We start from the raw sequence: 18,008 nt of genomic DNA, 5'->3' as shown, positions 1-18,008 counted from the left end.
ATGAAAGACCTCTCCATAACGACAATATCTAAGCTGACACATCACAAAAAAAGCCTGCTATTGGCTGCTGTTTTTACGCTTCCTATGAGTGCTTTTGTCTTTGCAGAACATAATGGTGCTCACGTTGTAAACGGTTCGAAAGATGTGCCTGTCGTCATTAAAGGTGTCGTCGCTACCAGCTCAGATAAGCAGCAACTACTTGAAAAGCTCAAAGCTCAATACCCTAATAAACCAGTCAGAGATGAGATTGAAGTACGCTCAAACATCAGTATACCAACCAACTGGCAACAGATAGCCGCAGCTATTATCGATAGCGATATCTCCAATATTCGTCAAGGCCGTATCGATATTCATGGCACTACTATTAGCCTGCATGGCAAAGTCAGTAGCCCTGAACAAAAGCAAGCGATCCAAAATCGTATTCATACCCTTTTGACCGATCTTTATCAATTGGAGAACCAGCTAGTCGTCATAGAAGGCGAACAACGTCTCATCGATGATGCCCTAGGCGATCGTATCGTTGAGTTTGAGTCAGGCAGTGCCAATCTCACTCCTCTAGGTCTTGGCATCTTAGACGACATGGCAGGCGTCATTCAAAGTCTAGGCAACAAGCCCGTTACGATTACTGGTCATACTGACAATGTAGGCAACTCTGCCACTAATCTGGTCTTGTCCAATGAGCGCGCTGAAGCAGTTAAGCAGTACCTGATAGGCCGTAATATAGATGCTACTCGTCTAAGCACTACAGGCAAAGGTGACGCTGACCCTATCGCTAGCAATGACACCGAAAAGGGACGCCGACGTAATCGTCGTATTGAATTTACTCTTGGCGAATAACACCGCTGTCTATGATGACAAAGATAAATAAGCACTCAAGTTGATACTGCCGTCGCTTAACAATAGGGATATTCATTATGCTACGCTTGACCAATACCTTACTGCCTATGACTGCTGACAGGCTTTATGCCAGCGAAGGTAGCAGCCAAGCCCCTTATCCAAGTGCTCGGCAAAATACTGTTACTCATCAAACATGGCAGCAAACCCTACTTAGTGCTCCTGATGAATTCACCATCATCGCTCAGCTCAACCCGAATAATATGCAGCAATATCAACAACACGGTATCGACACCTACGTGCTGCACGTCTATATCCATGAGCTCAATCACCCCCCTTTTATGCCACTGACTCCCTTAATTGGTAGCTCCTTAACCCTAAGTTTTGATACCCCAAGTGGGCATGCCTATCGTCATCTATATATCACCGCCCTTTGCCAGCTCGATCATGATGGCAGCTATGGCTACTATCGACTCATCGCACAGCCCGTCACTTATCGCTTGCATCAGCATCTGCGCAGTCAGATAGATACTGACCTATCGGTACAAGCCATGGTATCAGAACGCGTCGCCATGCAAGAGATAGATGTGGTCGATGACAGTGGTACTGATAGCAGTAGTGAGGAAAATGCCAGTTGGACCCCAGCACGCATGACCCAGTGGCAGAGCAGTGACTGGAGTCATATCTGCGAGCGCCTCTCACGCCAAGGACTCACCGCTTACCTCAGGCACGCGCAAACTGAAGAGCATGCCCCGCCCACCCTTATCATTACTTCAGCTCATCCTAGTAATGAAGATGGTATCAGTCAAAATATCGGCTCAGTACGTTATCAGCAAGTGCTACATGATCGCGCTCACGCGCCAATCTTAGCCCTTAGTGAGCAAGTCATAACCCAGCCGAGTACCTTCACAGTGCAACGCTTTAACAGCGCTAGCGTGGCCCACCCAACCCAGTCAGCAAATATAGCTATCAGTGATAGTGAGGCAGATAGCCAAACCAATACGTCTACCCTTACGATCGACACTCCAGCCGCCTTTGCTCCAGTGACTGATACCGAGACGATTGATGACGCTACTATCATGGCAAATAGTCACCACAGTCGCTACAGCGTCTACCATGCGCTTGCTCACTGTACTGATTTAAACGTTGCGGACACTTTTACTCTAGTAGGTCATAACCATCTTAATCAGCATTACCGCGCCACTCATATCGTGCATTTAGCACGCAATAGCCTCGCTCATGTCACAGGACTCACGATAAGCCGTCGTCATCAGCAGCGCCATGCCTCAGATCTAAAAGCAGGTACTCATTTAACCCAGCTCAGACTGATCACCGCTGACACCCCTTGGGTAGGTGCGCTATACAGCAGACAAGCACTCCCACCAATGACGGGGCTCACAGATAGCCAGTCTGATACGGACAGTCGCAATCATATGACGCCGACACGCCACTATTTATTAGACAGCCCTGCTCAATCTATCAATCGATTAGAAGCCCAAGCAGGAAGCAATTATGGTAGCCACTTTACCCATAGAGCAGATGACCAAACTCTGATGCAAGCTATCGGTGATAGTGAGCATCTGATGAATACCGGTAGCTTATTATCATCAAGTCGCCCTAGCCTGTTTGCCACTGACAATGAGCAAGCGGTCGAGAGCGGCTATCGCAACACGGATTACGGTTTATCCGAATGGATCAGCGATCATAGAAGTGAGCAAGCCTATTCACAACTTAACGTCGATGCAGGAGACGTTGTTGCCAGTCTTAAAATGGGCGTGATCAACCCATCAGACACAGCCAAACGTCAAGGGATCAATGCGGCCACCAACGCGCAGATCAGTATCAAATCAGGGGAAGCACTAGTCCTATCCACTCAGCCGCAGACCCACGCGCAAGTCCAAGAGCACAACTACCAACAGCACACCCCTACTCTAACGCAAACAGCATTGGGTGGTCAGCACTTGGCGGAGCGGTTAACGCAACTGGCAACAGGACTTGGCAGACAAGTGAATGACCATAAGGCGATTAAGATGCAACTTGAGACTATCGCAGAGGAACAGCAAACCAAAACCCATCAAACCACGCCATTCACGCTCATTGATAGTGCCGCTGATAGTAGCTATGTCAGTGAAGACACGCTCATTCAACGTTCAATGGGTGAAATGATTACTACTACTCAAGCGAACATGATGATAAGTAGTGGCGAGACTCATAATCAAATCAGCAGCGAGTCACTCAATATAGTCGCCGATGGTCAATTTAGCATGACTAATGCGAAAGACAATATTACTCTCTCAGCCCATACAGGAAAGCTTGAAGCTACAGCGAAGCAAGATGTAAATATCGCCTCCTCGACTAAAGAGGTAGAAGTCGTGGCAACCAATAAAGTGACGATAACGGCAGGCGGTGCGAGTATTACTCTTGATGGTAGCAATATCACTATCGCCGCCAAAGAGGTGACGGAGAAAGGCGGTAAGCATAGCAAGGCGGGAGGTGGAATGGATGGGCTGGGGCTTTTGGGGTTGCCGAGTTTGATACCTTATACTAAGACCCTGATGGATGGGGTTTATAACTTGACTTTTCAATTTTCTAAAAAAGGTTGTGATGAAATACAGTTTAATGAGTATATCATAGTTGATGAAAAATCAAAATTAGTTGAAGTCGGAATAACTAATCAGAAAGGTGAAACAAATAAGGTTTGTACGAAAGATAGTGAAAGACTAACAGCCTTTTTAAAAATAAAAGATGGGTGGAATTATGACAGCTAAATATTGTTACGCAAGATTTAGACTATTAAAAAATAATATTAATGTTTCAGAATATCAAATTACTTTTACTATTAACAGTAGAAAACTAAAAACTAAAAAACTAAAGTTAGAAAATAATAAATCAAAGGATCATTCAGCTCTTTTGCTAAGTGGTGAGTCAATCAAAGACTGTAATGCTTTCGTTGATATGTATATTGATAACAATATCAAAGTCAATTCATCACCATTGATTTTAAAAGTTTCTGATACTAGTCTAAAAGAAGGACTATCGGATATAGGTTTTTCTAGAGTAACCTCTATAAATTATTTGTATACAAACTTTTCGTTTGATGTTACGAGTAGTAATACTAAGCAAAACCCAAATACGAGAAAGACTCAAGAAATAAGATCGTTGAATAATGCACCAGATATACCTTACGGATTACGCTGGGTAGCTTATTTGAGGAATGAAATAACTAAATCTGCTAGAAAAAATAATGTAGATATTATGGCAATTGCATCAATTGTATTTCAAGAGAAATATCATGGAATTCTAGCAAGTAGTAAGAATAAGGTTTCATATTTAATTGAGAGCTTAAGCCGTAGCTCAAGTTATGGGTATGGAGAAATGCAGTTAGGTATGGCTGCAGATTTACTTGGTTTATCCCAAGAGAAAAATCCAGATTATTTGACTGAGACATTTAATATTATAACTACAGACGCTGAAATAGCTATAGATTTAGTAGGGAGAAACATCAGTAATGAGCAAAATAGAAGAAATAAGAAGTTGAGTGTATTTGAAGCCACAGTATTCCATAATGCAGGGTCGAAAGGTCTCGATAGTTACATTGAAAATAAAATACCGAAAGAAAGAATAGTTAAAAGTATTTACGGAAGATCTTGGCAATGGCAAAATGCTATTAAGTTGGCATTAACTGGAGTATTAATAGGTCAGCCAGATAACTGTGAATTAAACAATTGTGATGCTTATATTGAAAAGGATGTATCTGTTTGGAAATTTAATCCATCAATGAAGACACAGTTTTAGGAAAAAATTAATGATAACATTGTCAGTAGTTACTTTATTTAGTTTCATATTTTTAATCATTAGCTTATTTATTAATAGTTCTGGTGGAATATATACCAACTCTTACATTGCAACTAATGATTTGTATAGAATTTCTGAGTTACAAGGGTCTGGTGGAAATGATCACATAATTCTGATACTAGGTAGCTTTTTTCTATTTATACTAATGATTACAACATTATTTTTAAGGCCTATTAAAGAGAAAGCGAAATCATATTTATTTTTGACGTATTTAATTATAGCTCTATATATATTTAACTTAATGGAAACGTCTAATTTCTTAGAGATTACTTATTCAACAATATTTCTTGGGGGAAATAATATATACTTAATATGGTTACTACTTTATGTTTTAATGTTCTTAGCTACAATTTGCAAAGTAACTATTTTTTTGAAACTAAGTTCTAAAAGAAAGACATAACTGTGTTTAGATATAGACTTTTTAAGATAGCATTAGTATTAATTTCATTATCACTATCTACTATCGCTTGTAGTGAAAATAATAAAGGAGATGCCATGCCGCCTCATGCTTATGTTTCAGTAGAGGAAAGTCCTGAAGCCTTTAAAAAAAATAATGAGGACATTAAACAGTATTGGAGTTTTGACGATAATCCACTCAATATTGGCAGCCTAGGGGTTACTTTTTATAAACTAAGATTCCCTAGCGACAATTATGCTACTGTCACGTTTACTTATCCTAATATTCCGCCGCTTACCATTGAAAATGTCAGTAGCACCTCAGGCTACTTCGATCACGATAGATCAGAGAGAGGAATACAATCTACTGCTATCCGCTTTTTCATTGAAAATGCCCAAGGGAGCTATGCTGTTACACAAAAAGATGCCTATACAGCTGTTCAAAAGTTATTTAAACAACTAGAAAAGCAAGGTTGGTTAGATGATCACCGCATTGACGACCCTTGTATATCTATTCAAGATAGCTATACTTACGGTACTAACGAAAACGTTGCAGATGATTTTGTAAACTATCAATACCCTCTAACCTTTAAACAATTCAAAAAACTACCGAGCTTGCAAACATGGAGTTTTCGACATGGTACTGATGTTTTTTTAACGGTTGACATGCAATACAACTTTGAAGAAGAGGTCAATAATTACGTCTATATGGTCAGCTTAGATTTTAGGTCTGAAGAAAATTATATTAATAGTTATATCAGTTATGACAATCCAAACGATACTATGGAGTCACTTTTTACAGAGATTTATCCAGACTTACCTACGTCTAGGTTATATGCTGAAACCCAAGCGCTTGAAATAGGCCTAGACATCCAACAAGACCAACCCGACTACACCCTACCCCTTGTACTAGAGAAGACAGGTATTGATACCAGTAAATTTATCTCTATTGACCCTTATAAAATTACTTATGAAGAGTTTATGCAGCGTTCCGAGGCGGGCGAAGACATGACGCCCTATTATGAGAACCAGCCTACGGCTAAACCTGAAATTACTAGTCAAGCCAAAGGGCGTTGCCCAGCAAATCAGCCCTGCCCTATATCTGGTTACTGGTTCACTTTAGCCAAAGCAGATAGCAGAGCTTACTTTAAAAAAGGCGACATCATGCCAGATTACCCTAACAATAATTGGGGTCAGGTGATTTGGCAGTTTGATGGTGAGAAAGCTTAGTTTTTAATATTTCGATCTGAACCACCTTTGGGTGGTTTTTTATATTTAGCCCTTTCCACTCAGCCACAAACTCACGCACAATCTAGACAGCATAACTATCAACAGCACACCCCGACTCTAACTCAAACTGGTCTTGGCGGTCAGCACTTAGCGGAGCGCTTAACGCAACTGGCAACAGGACTTGGCAGACAAGTGAATGGCCATAAGGCGATTAAAGCCCAGCTTGAGACTATTGCAGAGGAACAGCAAACCAAAACCCATCAATCCACGCCATTCACCCTGATCGATAGTGCCGCTGATAGTAGCTATGTCAGTGAAGACACGCTCATTCAACGTTCAATGGGTGAAATGATTACTACTACTCAAGCGAACATGATGATAAGTAGTGGCGAGACTCATAATCAAATCAGCAGCGAGTCACTCAATATAGTCGCCGATGGTCAATTTAGCATGACTAATGCGAAAGACAATATTACTCTCTCAGCCCATACAGGAAAGCTTGAAGCTACAGCGAAGCAAGATGTGAACATCGCCTCCTCGACTAAAGAGGTAGAAGTCGTGGCAACGAACAAGATTACGCTGACCGCTGGTGGTGCAAGTATTACTTTGGATGGCGCAAATATTACGATAGCGGCTAAGCAGTTTACGGAGAAGGCGGGTAAGCATAGCAAGGCGGGGGGTGGTATGGATGGGTTGGGGCTTTTAGGGTTGCCGAGTAAATCGATAGAAACAGATGATAACTTAAGAATTGTATATGATGAAGGTTTCATAATCGTTGATGAAGATACTCAAGAACCAATACCAAACTGTCATTATAAAATTACAAAACCTGATGGAACTACCGAAATGGGAATAACAGATAAGTATGGTAAAACTAAAGTGATAGAAAGCTATACAATAGAAGAACTGAAAATTGAGGTGAAATCCTAATGGCTGATACTTGGGAAGTAATTGGACAGTCATCAACTAGTCCAAGAAGTAATACTGATAGAGCAGTAGTAACTACGAGAGCCCCAAAAACTGAAAATATTATATTTATTGGTTCTGAGTTTGAGTATAATAATTTCTGGTTAAAGAACATGTTTATTGCAGCTGCATATCCTTTTGTTAAAAACAGAAGTAGATTTAGACAATGTGATAAAGTGACGATTGCTTATGTCGATTATGGCTATACCCGTTTAGAAAAATTAGCTATCGAAGGTCTAAAAAACGAAATAGAATTTACTGATAACATAACCTTTATCGCGTTAAAAACCAAAACAAAAATTATAGAGCTATTAAACGCGAATAGAGAAAACTATAAAATAAAAGATTTAGCTTTCTTTTGCCATGGGTTGAATGGAAAGATTACCTTGAATTATAGTGGTAGACCTAACATCGACCTAACTACTTCAGATATAAATACTATTGGTAACACTAATTTTCTTAGTTCAGCTACAGCTAGTTCGTACGCTTGTAGAACAGGGATGGCAGATAATATAACACTTAGGACTCAAGGATCATTTGATAACATTAGCGAGGCAGATCCTGATAACAGTTTTGCTCAACTATTCGCAAATAGACATAGTATCGATTTTTATGCATTTCATAAACGTACATTATATAGTAATATTCTGAACCCTAAAGATGATGCTGAAAAAATAGCTGAAAACCTTAAAGATAAGAGAAAAGTAAATAGTAGTGATGTCATTTCTATATTAGAAAACTATGAAGCACTACCACATCCAGAATTAGGTGAAAGTTATAAAAATATGTGGGGGTGGATTCCCAGAGGGGCAGTATTAGAAGGAACAGTTGGTTATTCACTATGGCGAAAAGGGGGTGGATTAAAAGTACCAGTTGCTGCCAATACCCCTACAGGATTACCTTCAACAATGACTAGATTCAGTCCTAAATAATATGATCAATAAAAAACTAAAGCTCACGCTCCTTATACTTACACTAATAATTTTATTAGTTTTTTCGTATATTTATATGGTGAAATCAATGAATGCATTTACTTACCAACATTTTAATGAGAAAGATTTTTTACTCATTCAAACTGATTTGCAAAAAGAATATAGCTTTTATTTAAATAGCTTTAAAAAAGATAATAGTGTTCAAGTTACTTTTAATTTTCATAATGTAATACCCCCATATGACGCAACTATAGAACTATATTCTCATAAAACATCTAACTACGTATATATTGGTTCTTATCAACCTACAATTACATTTGCTGCAAAAGATAGTTTATTCGAAGATAGTCTTGATTCGCTAACTATCTCCATAGTAGATTCAGAAAATAGATCCTCTTATACTATAGAGCAGGAAAAATCTTTCGAATTTTGGAAAGAAGGAAAAGTTATTAATATTTGGTTTTTACCTTTCAGAACATATGATGAAGAAACTGGTAGAGATATAGGCTATACAGTTTCACTCAGTTGAAGTTTTCGTTAACAAATAATTTAAACATGAATTTGTCAATATTAGTCTTCTTATCAAAATCGTAAAATAAGCTCGAAATTAACCCAACCTATTATCTAGAGCATAATAGCTTGCATTTATAGTATATACTAATCAACTAAATAAATAATTATAAACCGCCTTCGGACGATCTTTTTATTAACTCAATATAATGTGTCTCAAACTCAAAGCATTCAACTTAACTTCAAATTATAGACATTACTCAGCATAATAACTCCAAACACGACCACCCTTTGCAAGCACCTGATGTTACCGCTAGCCCTGTGTGTAGCGAATATCCTTGGCTGTACGCAAGATTGCAGGCACTTAGCCTGAGACATTATCGTCGAGCAGGAACGGCGCAGGCTTTAGTGCTTGCTCTTGCGAGCAGTCAAGATAGTAGCGAAAAGCAGGAGTGGCTATAAAGTATTTTGATATAAAACGATGATGCCATTTTCTGCAGATCAAAAGCCACCAACCGAAAAATTCTCACAATCCTGCACCCTCAATCAAAAATACTGCATCTCCAGTCATTTTATTTCTTAAAGTATTGTCTATAGTTAAATGACTATATTTATCTTTTTAGTTATAGAGATATTGTAAGAATAACGCCTTTTTACAGGACGTAAAAGGCATGGTATGGCTACTGTCAACGAAGCAAAAGTCTTTGCTGCTAATTGTGTTTAGCCGATAGGCGATTATGACGACGGTACAACCAATAGACTATCATAAGGAGTGTGATATGGCGGGTGTAATACAACCAAAGAATAAGGGCCAGGATAATTCTGCTACCCCTTCTGATCCTAACCAAGAGTTGGTATCAAATGCAGACCGAGCCACCAAAGGCTCCTTAACCATGGCATGGTGGGGCGTCTGTAGCGCCATGTTCTATCTGGTCATTGGTATTGCAATGGCAGAGAACTATGGGACTAAGAATGCGATTATCGGCTTATTGATAAGCTGCGTCGCCTACGGCGTCATTAATGGAATTATCACTCGCTATGCCATTCGTACAGGCATGTCAGTGGCTTTGTTTTCTCGCGTATTATTCGGTCACAAAGGTGCAGCCTTAGCGACACTGATATTCTTTGCCACGGCTATGTATTACGCGGTGTTTGAAGGCTCTGTTATTGCCGTCACCTTTAGCCAAACTTACCCCTCTGTCCCTTACTGGATCGCTGCTTTAATCGTAGTGGCTTATAGTGTGCCTATGATTATGGGCAGTGTCCAAAACTGGCTAGATAAACTAAATGGCGTGCTCTTACCGTTTTATATTATCGGACTTATCGCAGCAGTCGTCATGGCGACTAATGAGTATGGTTATAGTAGTGCTTGGTTGTCTCTAGGGCCCGAAGAAGCGCTGCCTTTTGGCTGGTGGAACGTTGCCGTATATTACATGGGCATATGGGTCTTGATGATGTATACCTTTGATTATGCGCGTTATGGCAAGCAAGAAGACAGCAAATTCTTATCCTGGTTCAATTTTGGTATCCCCTTTTATCTGGTTGCTTTTTTCTTAAGCGGACTGGCAGGGATTTATTTGGTAAGCACTATTCCACTGGAAGGTGCATTATCTGAAGTCTCCATCACGCTAGGGCTCGTAAAATTGATGGGTGTGTTCGGTCTCATCTTTGTTGTCGTTACACAAACTCGTATTAATACGGCCAACTACTTATTGGCAACCACCAATCTGCAAGCATTTCTCAAAGATACCCTCAATATTCAGATTCCAAAACTCGTTGGCGCTTTATTAATTGGTACTTTTATTTTCGTTCTGATGCTACTCGATGTATTTGCTTATCTGTTACAAGCACTGGCCTATCAGGGCGTATTTGTCGTAGCTTGGGTAGCTATCGCCCTAACCCACATACTCTATCCTAAACGAGAAGATATCTTTGGCGCAGTTCCCGTCATTGATCCGCAGCGCTTGCCTGCATTTGATAAGTCAGGATTGGTCGCTTGGATCGCAGCCTCAATCGTCGGAATCGTGCTCATGAATTTAGGTGGTAGCTGGGTCAATTGGTATGCAACCTTAACCTTTATTACAGCGACTGTTCTGTACGCGATATTGATGCCCAAAACTCAGCAACACGTTTTACAACTCACACCAAAACCAACAGTTAGTTAACCATATAAGATAAAAGGTGCGCTGACAGTCAAATACTGTACCTGCTCAATCCATTTATTTGTGGTTAGCATTGTTATAGTAAAGCCAGTGCGATAATAAGATTACAAGGAGTGAATCATGAATCAAGCTAAAAACACCTCGACCCAAGCTTCAACCACCCTCGATCCTATCACTTTATCCGTTGTCCGCGGTGCGTTAGAAACCGCGCAGCGCGAGATGACACTTACTTTAGAAAAAACAGCGCGCTCTAGTGTATTTAATCTAGCGCATGATTATAGTAATGCGCTGTTTGATCATTTGCCTGAGATGATTTTGCAAGGACAAGACATTCCTATTCATCTAGGCTCATTGATGCCAGCCATGAAGGCCGTGGCAGAATTTTATGGCGACGATGTTCATGAAGGCGACATTATTTATCATAATGACCCTGTCGTTATGGGCAGTCATATTTTAGATTGCTGTATGTATAAGCCTGTGTTTTATGAAGGTGAGCTGGTATTTTGGACGGTATGTAAAGGTCATGTCACCGATATCGGCGGCCCTGTACCTGCTGGTTATAATCCAGATGCCAAAGAGATCTACGCCGAAGGATTACGCATTCCACCCATCAAGATATGGGAAAAAGGCGTTAGACGTGATGACGTTATCAATCTGATCCATAGCAATATGCGCTCACGCCGCAATCAAGAAGGCGATTTGAATGCGCAATATGGTGCTTGCGCGGTCGGTGAGCGTAATATGATTGCGCTGCTAGACAAATATGGTGTAGAGACAGTTCGTGCTGCCATCGAAGAGCTAAAAAGCATGGCTGACAAACACATGCGCTCGCTCATCGAATCCCTTAATGATGGTGAATATCATGGCGAGGCCGTTCTGGAAGATTCAGGGCATGGCCTTGGCGATTTGACTATCAGTGCAGACATCACTATCAAAGGTAGCGATGTACATATTCAGATAGATAGCCCGCCACAAGTTCCTTATTTTATTAACTCTTATGCTGGTAACTCAATGTCAGGCGTCTTGCTTGGACTTATGATGTTCGCCCAAGTAGATCCTCCTTACAATGAAGGTTTGTATCGCTGCGTTACCGTAGATTTAGGTGAGCATGGCACGCTATGTAATGCCAAAGAGCCTGCGCCTCATGTGAACTGTACCACCACACCAATGGAGACATTGACAGATGCGGTACGTAAAGCGCTTGAAAATGCTGCACCTGAGCGCGTAACGGCATCGTGGGGACATTCGTCAGGAGTCAACATTGCCGGTATTGATCCAAAAACGGGTGAGCAATATGTCACCATGGTACTCGCCTCTATTATCTCAGGCGCAGGCGCCACTCAGCAAATGGATGGTTGGCATGCTTGCGGGCCTTTGTGCTGTTTTGGTGCGTTAAGCTCAGGTGATATCGAGTTATTAGAATATCAATATCCTATCGTCGTCCATAAGTATGGACTGGCAGAAGATAGTGGCGGCGCAGGACGCTTGCGCGGCGGCTGCGGTACAGTTTGGGAGGTAGAGCCCCTCGATCATACCATGACCGTCGTTGCTTTTGGTGAAGGACGTCATATTCCAACGATGGGTGCAGGCGGAGCTGAGCAAATCTCACCAGAGCTCAAACTGGGTAAATTAGAAGTGTTCCGTGAAGGCGGCGAGACTGATGTGCATCTTCACAATACAGTAATTGAGATCAAGTCAGGAGAACGCGCGCGAAATACCAATCCTGGTGGCGGCGGCTTTGGTCGCTCTTTTGAGCGTGAACCAGAAGCTGTATTACGTGATGTCATCGAAGGGATTGTCTCTGTAGCTGCTGCTGCAAAAGAATACGGTGTCGTCATTGATAGCAAAACCATGCAACTAGATGAAAAAGCGACTCAAGCATTACGGGCAGAGGCGGCATAGTTGGCACAGGGATGTGCTGACTCTACATATAAAATAGAAAAGTTTAAGGATGAATTATGAGTTATGAATTTCGTTTAGGCGTAGATGCTGGTGGTACTTTTACAGATTTTGTGTTGGCTGAAAACGGGGGCGATATACATCTATTTAAAGCCCCTTCTACCCCAGAGGACGGTACTAAAGCGATTGCAAACGGGCTGCAACAGATTTCCGAAAAATTTGATCGCCCAATTACCGAGATTATCCAAGCCTGCGACTTGTGTATTAATGGTACCACCGTTGCCCTAAACGCTCTGATTCAAATGAAAGGGGTAAAAGTAGGACTACTCTGTACGGAAGGTCATGAAGACAGTATTGAGATTCGTCTGGGTCATAAAGAAGAAGGTCACCGCTACGATGCAAGCTACCCGCCAGCGCCGCAGATAGCTCCGCGGGATTTGCGCTTCCCTATTCGTGGTCGAATACTTGCCGATGGGACAGAGCGTGAAGAGCTCAATGAAGACGATATTTTACAAGCCATAGAAGAACTAAAACGTCAAAACGTCAAAAGCGTGGCCATCTCTTTTGTATGGTCAATTCGCGATACCAAACACGAGCAGCGTGCAAAAGAGCTGATACAGCAGCATATGCCAGACGTATTTGTCTGCTGCGGTAGTGAGGTCTATCCCCAAATTAAAGAGTATACGCGCACCTCAACGACCCTAGTTAACGCCTATCTAAGTCCGATTATGTCCTCTTATGTCTATAAGATAGATGATTACTTTAAACAACTAGGCGCTGATCAACCAGTACGTTACTTCCAATCTAATGGCGGGCTTGCATTGGGTGAAGTCATGAAAGAGCGTGCGGTTAATGCGATCAACTCAGGGCCTGCCTCTGCACCGCAAGCGGGATTATATATTGCTGAACCTTTCGGTATTAATAACGTGATTACTGTCGATATGGGTGGTACCTCGTTCGATATTACACTAGCAAAAGATGGTAAAACCAGTCTAAATCGCGATATTGACTTTTTGCGCAATCGCATTGGTGTACCTATGATTCATGTCGAAACCCTAGGTGCTGGCGGTGGCTCTATTGGTCATATCAATAACTTTGGCATGCTAGAGGTCGGTCCACAAAGTGCAGGCGCGACCCCAGGACCTGCGTGTTATGGTAAAGGTGGCACACTACCGACGGTTACCGATGCAAACTTAGTATTGGGATATTTGCAGTCTGGTGCAGTACTAGGCGGGATTGTCACTTTAGATGAAGATAAAGCAAAGGCTGCTATCAATGAGCATATTGCCAAGCCACTAGATATCGACTTACCTCATGCAGCTTATGGTATTAGTACGATTGTTAATCAAAACATGGCCAATGGTATTCGCCGTATCACTATCGAAAAAGGCTATGACCCTCGCGACTTTGCTTTGGTTTGTGCAGGCGGTGCTGCTGGTATGCACATAATCTCACTAGCAGAGGAGATGGGTATCAATACGATACTTGTGCCTAAGATAGCGTCATGCTTGTGTGCTTTTGGACAGATTATCTCTGATGTCAAATACTCGTATCTAGCCACTCAAATTATGATTATGTCTGCAGATGCTGAGCTAGAAGCATTAAACGATACCCTTACAAGGCTTGAGCAAGATGGTATTGCGAAGCTTAAAGAAGATGGGTTTAGTGACGAAGATATAGAAATCGAACGAGCTATGGAGATGCGCTATGTTGGGCAGGTTCATGAATGTAATGTCATCGTACCTAATGGAAAGATAGATAGTAGTGCTGCTACAGACATCTTGCAAGCCTTTCACAAGCGTCATAAAGAGCTATACACTTATGATGAACAAGACAGCGCTGTAGAGCTTGTCAATGTAGAGGTTTCAATCATTGGTAAAGTAAAAAAACCTGAGCTCCCTACGCTAGATGCTCAAAATGGGTCGGTGGAGAGCGCTAAAATTGATGAGCGCCAAATGATACACGACCATACTTATCAGTGGATGCAAACCCCTATTTATGATGGCAATAAATTGGGTGCAGGAGCAGTCGTTACCGGTCCAGCTCTGATTGAAGAACCAACCACAACTATCGTTATCAAACCCAACTGGCAAGCTGATCTACATCAATCAGGCACATACAAGTTGAGCAAAATTCAATAATGTGGATATAATAGTCGTAATTATTTCAGCCTTTCTCTCTTTATGGGAGAAGGGTATTTATCGTTTCTATTAAGATAAATTTGAAAACCAAGTGGAGATAAAAAAGAGCTGTAAACTTATTACCTAGCATTTAAGGATGAATGCAAATGGAACATAGTCAAGGCGTAAGCAAAAAACACTGTGAGCATGTAGACAACACGAGTAGCTCTCAAGAACCACTCGAGCCTTTACTGAGTGCTGATGGCTGGCAAAACGCAATTAGTGATACCTATTTTGACTTAAAAGTACAGTTTAAAAACCCCAACCAGTTCACAGGTCAACTTCAACAAGCTACTCTAGCTCAAATGGGTATTTCAAGCTATATCGCTGATTCCGTCCATTATCAGCGCAGTGGACAGGATTTATCCAAGGCTTGCGATAGTATTCTGCTCACATTTCCATTGAATGGCTCAGTGTGCTTTCAACAGCAAAAACGGCAATTAACTTGCTACCCTGGTCAGTTCTTTATTGAGCTATCTCATCAACCTTATCAGTTTTATCATGCCGAAACGGTAAAGCTGCAAGTCTTAAAAGTGCCGATAGCCAGACTAGAAAACCATCAGCGTTTAATAGAGCAGTATTTTGCTCAAGCCATTACTACTGAACAAGGCTCAGGGCGACTGCTTAATCATCAAATCAACCATGCTCTGCACCTTGCTACTAACTTTAAATTATCCTGTGTAGAGTCTCAGTTTCTTGAGCAACAACTTTTAGACCTAATCATACATACTCTACATCGACCCTCCCTATCTCTAGCAGACAGTCAAAATTCAACGATAAAAGCCGCACATCTGCAACGGATCGAAGACTTTATACATTTTAACTTAGCCAATCCTCAGATTTCTCCTAAACTGGTCTCACAATCTTGTCATATCTCTGAGCGTTATATTTATCTGTTGTTTCAAAATCTACCTTACTCGTTTTCAGAATGGGTCAAACTGACCAGACTGCTGGCTGCAAACAAACTATTAACCAAAGCCAATTATAGCTCTGTTGCTGAGGTTGCTTATCAGGTTGGTTTTACCGATCAAAGTTACTTCTCGCGTATTTATAAACAACACTTTGGCTTCTCGCCCAAAGATACGCCCTCTAACGACGCCAAGTCCTATTAGCACAGAGTAAATGCAAATCAAGCCATACTAGCGTACTCGTATTAATACTACCTACATGCTTGTGCTCTTAATAGAAAAAGTCTGACTTCCATTATTGATACCATTATTTATTGGCAGTTTTACTTATCGATATGCACGACTAATAACTAAGTTTTCTTAAGAGTCTAATCAGCCTCACCCTTTATTCCTGAAAGGAATAACTACATGATAACTCGGTGTTAGACCTTATTCCAAAAATCAGGATAATCACTCCTTTGTTATTCATTTTTTGATTTCTTAGGAGTTTGTAATGCAGTTATTGTTACTAGTGGCTGTTTTTGTCGCATTACTATATGGCTTGTGGCGTTATCACCGTCAGAGTGATTCGTTAAGTCGTAGTGTTTTCCTAGGTTTATTTGTCGGCGTAGGTTTTGGTTTGGCGCTTTCAGCGCTTAATATTGATACCAGTAATTTTTTACCCTGGGTAAACATTGTCGGAAATGGTTATGTCAATTTGCTGAAGATGATTGCAATGCCCTTGGTATTCATTTCAATCTTGGCAGCCATCGCACGTTTAGAAAAAGCGTCCATGATTGGCTCTATGAGCTTCTGGATTATTGGCACCTTACTAATTACGACAGGGCTTGCTGCTTTAGACGGCGCGATTATTGCCAACTTATTTACTCTTGATGCCAGCTCTATTGTTGCTGGTCAAGCAGAAATTGAGCGTGGACAAAGCATGGTTGAGAGCAGCACTCAAGTCTCTGATCTGACCATTCCAGGATTAATTTTGAGCTTCATTCCCACTAGTATCGGCGCGACATTTGCAGGCTTACAAAGCACTTCGATGATATCAGCTGTGGTTATTGCCAGTTTATTAGGGATAGCCGCTTTAACGGTTAATGCAAAAGAACCTGAAAAAGGTGCGGTAATCATTCGCGGTATCGACATATTGCAAAGTTGGGTGATGGCACTGGTACGTTTTATTATCCGTTTGACCCCTTATGGCGTTTTTGCCTTAATGATTAAAGTCATTGTCACCACTGATGCCAGTGCAGTTTGGCAATTAGCAAAATTCCTCCTTGCATCCTATGTTGCCCTATTCATTGTGTTAATAATGCATGCACTTATCATTTTATTAGCCGGGCGCTCACCCATCAAACACTTTAAAAAAATCGCGCCTGTGCTCACATTCGCTTTTACATCACGCAGTTCAGCAGCGTCTATTCCTTTAAACATTGATGTGCAAATTAATAAGCTTGGTATTGCTAAGCCCATTGCTAACTTTTCAGCATCATTTGGCGCGACCATTGGTCAAAATGGTTGTGCTGGCGTTTATCCTGCGATGTTGGCGGTTATGATTGCTCCGACGATGGGTCTTGATCCTTGGTCGATAGGCTTTATAGCCTCCGTCATTGGCGTCTCTATGATTGCCTCATTTGGTGTCGCAGGGGTTGGTGGCGGAGCGACGTTTGCAGCCATCATCGTGTTATCAACCTTGGGGATGCCGCTAGAGCTTGCGGGTTTGTTGATATCTATTGAACCATTAATCGATATGATGCGTACTTTAGTCAATGTTAGTGGCTCAATTACCTCTGGTGTCGTTGGCAATCGTATTCTTAGTAAGTCGTCTGAACCAGAACAGCTTATCGATTATGATACTCAAGTGAGTCACAGCTAAATAGTAACACTGACTGGATTTCGGTACTGTCCAAGTTTCAATAATAAGCATTGTACAAGATATAGCGAACGGTAACTTTTAGGGTAAAAACTAAAAGCTTACTACTTCGCTATTTTTTATGGCTGGTTTAACGTTAATGTTCAATACACCCTAACCTGATTTATCTTTGTTCTTCAAACAAGAACTTTCATTTGTGATTATTGCTGTTTATCTGTCTATAGCGAATAAACTATAATGACTATATAACAGTAGGATTGATTAAGAACGAGATA

The 18,008-nt window shown here is 41.2% G+C and carries 13 protein-coding genes; all 13 read left to right on the top strand.

Translation table 11 applies throughout. The features are described 5' to 3' along the window. Nucleotides 1-837 carry an OmpA family protein gene (locus BTV98_RS11260; RefSeq protein WP_058367780.1) on the top strand — a complete coding sequence of 279 codons (837 nt, stop codon included), beginning with the start codon at nucleotides 1-3 and terminating at the stop codon, nucleotides 835-837. 77 nt (nucleotides 838-914) lie between these two features. Further along, a complete protein-coding gene (locus BTV98_RS11255) occupies nucleotides 915-3,602 on the top strand; it encodes a DUF2345 domain-containing protein (RefSeq protein ID WP_075103629.1) in 2,688 nt (895 codons plus the stop codon). Continuing rightward, a complete protein-coding gene (locus tag BTV98_RS11250) occupies nucleotides 3,592-4,629 on the top strand; it encodes a hypothetical protein (protein WP_075103628.1) in 1,038 nt (345 codons plus the stop codon). The genes BTV98_RS11255 and BTV98_RS11250 overlap by 11 nt, the downstream gene beginning before the upstream one ends. A 555-nt stretch (nucleotides 4,630-5,184) precedes the next feature. After that, the gene (locus BTV98_RS11240) at nucleotides 5,185-6,315 is read left to right on the top strand and encodes a hypothetical protein (RefSeq protein WP_075103626.1); all 1,131 of its coding nucleotides are present in this window, start codon (nucleotides 5,185-5,187) and stop codon (nucleotides 6,313-6,315) included. 27 nt (nucleotides 6,316-6,342) lie between these two features. After that, on the top strand, nucleotides 6,343-7,245 hold the full coding sequence (locus BTV98_RS11235; RefSeq protein ID WP_075103625.1) for a DUF2345 domain-containing protein: 903 nt from the start codon (nucleotides 6,343-6,345) through the stop codon (nucleotides 7,243-7,245). Beyond that, complete coding sequence (locus BTV98_RS11230) at nucleotides 7,245-8,213, top strand: hypothetical protein (protein WP_058367778.1); 969 nt, start codon at nucleotides 7,245-7,247, stop codon at nucleotides 8,211-8,213. Before BTV98_RS11235 ends, BTV98_RS11230 begins: the two co-directional genes overlap by 1 nt. A gap of 88 nt (nucleotides 8,214-8,301) precedes the next feature. Beyond that, nucleotides 8,302-8,742: a hypothetical protein gene (locus BTV98_RS11225; protein WP_143505742.1), complete on the top strand. Its 441-nt coding sequence runs from the start codon at nucleotides 8,302-8,304 to the stop codon at nucleotides 8,740-8,742. A gap of 272 nt (nucleotides 8,743-9,014) precedes the next feature. After that, a complete protein-coding gene (locus BTV98_RS13660; RefSeq protein ID WP_156410042.1) occupies nucleotides 9,015-9,185 on the top strand; it encodes a hypothetical protein in 171 nt (56 codons plus the stop codon). Between the two features lie 317 nt (nucleotides 9,186-9,502). Further along, on the top strand, nucleotides 9,503-10,888 hold the full coding sequence (locus BTV98_RS11220; RefSeq protein WP_058367776.1) for a cytosine permease: 1,386 nt from the start codon (nucleotides 9,503-9,505) through the stop codon (nucleotides 10,886-10,888). Nucleotides 10,889-11,005: 117 nt separating this feature from the next. Then, nucleotides 11,006-12,787, top strand: a complete 1,782-nt coding sequence (locus BTV98_RS11215; protein ID WP_058367775.1) for a hydantoinase B/oxoprolinase family protein — start codon at nucleotides 11,006-11,008, stop codon at nucleotides 12,785-12,787. A 56-nt stretch (nucleotides 12,788-12,843) separates the two neighbouring features. After that, a complete protein-coding gene (locus BTV98_RS11210; RefSeq protein WP_058367774.1) occupies nucleotides 12,844-14,925 on the top strand; it encodes a hydantoinase/oxoprolinase family protein in 2,082 nt (693 codons plus the stop codon). A gap of 146 nt (nucleotides 14,926-15,071) precedes the next feature. Then, nucleotides 15,072-16,076: a helix-turn-helix domain-containing protein gene (locus BTV98_RS11205; protein WP_058367773.1), complete on the top strand. Its 1,005-nt coding sequence runs from the start codon at nucleotides 15,072-15,074 to the stop codon at nucleotides 16,074-16,076. A 289-nt stretch (nucleotides 16,077-16,365) separates the two neighbouring features. Beyond that, on the top strand, nucleotides 16,366-17,736 hold the full coding sequence (locus tag BTV98_RS11200) for a cation:dicarboxylase symporter family transporter (protein WP_058367772.1): 1,371 nt from the start codon (nucleotides 16,366-16,368) through the stop codon (nucleotides 17,734-17,736). Nucleotides 17,737-18,008 lie beyond the last annotated feature (272 nt).

The organism is Psychrobacter sp. Cmf 22.2, assembly GCF_001921745.1.
Classification (GTDB): Bacteria; Pseudomonadota; Gammaproteobacteria; order Pseudomonadales; family Moraxellaceae; genus Psychrobacter.
Note: the sequence above shows the minus strand (reverse complement) of the source record. Positions and strands in the feature narration are given on the sequence as shown.

Excerpts from the sequence above, each read along its gene's own strand:
- BTV98_RS11210 (WP_058367774.1), top strand. The coding sequence starts at position 12,844 with ATGAGTTATGAATTTCGTTTAGGCGTAGATGCTGGTGGTACTTTTACA.
- BTV98_RS11255 (WP_075103629.1), top strand. The coding sequence starts at position 915 with ATGCTACGCTTGACCAATACCTTACTGCCTATGACTGCTGACAGGCTT.
- BTV98_RS11220 (WP_058367776.1), top strand. The coding sequence starts at position 9,503 with ATGGCGGGTGTAATACAACCAAAGAATAAGGGCCAGGATAATTCTGCT.
- BTV98_RS11215 (WP_058367775.1), top strand. The coding sequence starts at position 11,006 with ATGAATCAAGCTAAAAACACCTCGACCCAAGCTTCAACCACCCTCGAT.
- BTV98_RS11200 (WP_058367772.1), top strand. The coding sequence starts at position 16,366 with ATGCAGTTATTGTTACTAGTGGCTGTTTTTGTCGCATTACTATATGGC.
- BTV98_RS11225 (WP_143505742.1), top strand. The coding sequence starts at position 8,302 with ATGAATGCATTTACTTACCAACATTTTAATGAGAAAGATTTTTTACTC.
- BTV98_RS11205 (WP_058367773.1), top strand. The coding sequence starts at position 15,072 with ATGGAACATAGTCAAGGCGTAAGCAAAAAACACTGTGAGCATGTAGAC.
- BTV98_RS11240 (WP_075103626.1), top strand. The coding sequence starts at position 5,185 with ATGCCGCCTCATGCTTATGTTTCAGTAGAGGAAAGTCCTGAAGCCTTT.
- BTV98_RS11250 (WP_075103628.1), top strand. The coding sequence starts at position 3,592 with ATGACAGCTAAATATTGTTACGCAAGATTTAGACTATTAAAAAATAAT.
- BTV98_RS11230 (WP_058367778.1), top strand. The coding sequence starts at position 7,245 with ATGGCTGATACTTGGGAAGTAATTGGACAGTCATCAACTAGTCCAAGA.
- BTV98_RS11260 (WP_058367780.1), top strand. The coding sequence starts at position 1 with ATGAAAGACCTCTCCATAACGACAATATCTAAGCTGACACATCACAAA.